This window comes from Ancylomarina sp. (assembly GCF_041555295.1).
Lineage (GTDB): Bacteria > Bacteroidota > Bacteroidia > Bacteroidales > Marinifilaceae > Ancylomarina.
The window spans coordinates 1-1,853 of the sequence record NZ_JBFFKR010000448.1; the positions used below are offsets into that span (position 1 = coordinate 1).

The window sequence follows — 1,853 nt, forward strand, 5'->3', positions numbered from 1 at the left end:
CGATCAGGAGGTCGGCAATCAAAAGGAAAAACAACGCAACATCATCCGTAAGGGTAATATCAATTTTGTATTCCAAAGCTTTAACCTGATTGATGAACTGAACGTTTTTTGTAATGTGGAATTGCCTCTCAATTACCTTAACGTAAGCAAAGCTGATAAAAAGGCCAGAGTTTTAGAAGTTCTGGATCGTATGAAGATTGGACATCGCAAACACCATTACCCGCAACAACTATCGGGTGGACAGCAACAACGTGTGGCCATTGCCCGAGCCGTATCTGCCAAGCCCAAACTTCTACTTGCCGATGAACCCACAGGTAACCTGGATTCTAAAACAGGACTAGAAGTAATGAACTTGCTGAGCGAACTCAATAGCGAAGGCATGACGATTGTGATGGTAACTCACTCTGAGCGGGATGCTGAATTTGCTCATCGCGTTATTCGCCTATTCGATGGTGAAGTGATGACAGAAAAAACCGCCAAAGAATTCGCTACCATTAATTACTAAGCTAAGACCACAAATCCATGATATTAAACCAAATACTAAAGAATAAAAAATGGTACGGCATCAACACCCTTGGTATAGGGCTGGCATTTGCTGTTACCCTCATCATATTTACTCACGCTCAAAAAGAACTCTCCTACGACAACTTTCATTCACAAGCTGATGATATTTATCGTATAAAGCTCGAAAATGATGAATTGTACGAAGACATGTCTCCCATTGAGATATCGGGACATTTAAGTCTTCCTTTATACGATAATTTTCATGAGATTAAACATGTAGCTCGCTTGCTGACATCTCAAAATACAATCATAACAGCCAATCACAACACGTTTTCATCCAAGCATATTTTTCATACTTCTGGTCAGTTTTTTAAAGTCTTCGATTTTAAGTTGATAAAAGGTAATAGAGAAACTTTGTTCAATCAACCCAATCAGGTTGCCATTAGCAAAAAAACGGCACTAGCATACTTTGGAACGATAGATGCAATCGGAAAAAAGATTGAAATTCAGGAGCAATATAGTGCAAAATCTAACCACTACACCGTATCGGCAGTAATGGAAGATTTTCCAGAGAATTCACATTTTCAGGCAGATTTGTTACTTTCCTTAACTGATAAACAAGATAGGGAGAGACAAGAGGCTAAATGGAATTCGGGCATAAATTACATTTTAACACAAAAAGGGACCCAAATTGTATCACTTATAAAATCAATCGATACCTATTGGGAAAAAAATTGTAAAGAAGACGATGAAGCTCCGTCTGCTAAATCTGAATTAACACCTTTAAGAGATATCCATTTATACAGTCATGAAGTTGATGAACTCAGTATGAATGGTAGTATAACATCTGTAATCATTCTAATTATTGGTGCCTTTATTGTTTTCTTGATTGCATTTATAAATTACACCAATTTAAATTACGTGCAATTTATTACTGATCTCAAAGATTTTAAAATTCGCATGATTAATGGAGCATCTTATTCTGATTTAGCTAGACTAATTTTCACACGTTCACTTATTCCTATTAGTTTTGCTATTTTTTTAGGTGGATTTCTGGCTTATAATTTTGATAAAATTATCGGCTCATCTTTTAATATAGACATTTCAGCTTTCAATACGCTTTGGATAACTATCGTCTTTTATCTAATCTTTGCTTTGGCTTCCCTTTTACCTTTAGTCACAACAAAAGTATCCAAAGACTTAGCTCGTTCACCTTATCAGGGATCTAAGAAGTTTGTAGCATCACTACTTTTCCAGTTTATGCTTTCCATAGCTGCTATCATCATAACGATTGTACTTCATAAACAAATCGAATTAGTTAACAAGCTACATCCAGGAGATGAAAAGTC

At 36.2% G+C, this 1,853-nt stretch carries 2 protein-coding genes; both read left to right on the forward strand.

Annotated elements, in window-relative coordinates; translation table 11 throughout:
* Window positions 1–505: ABC transporter ATP-binding protein (locus ABY905_RS16960; protein WP_372646031.1), on the forward strand; the 505-nt coding region annotated here is incomplete at its 5' end.
* 17 nt (window positions 506–522) lie between these two features.
* Window positions 523–1,853, forward strand: a 1,331-nt coding sequence (locus ABY905_RS16965) for an ABC transporter permease (protein WP_372646033.1), incomplete at its 3' end; no start/stop codon positions are given.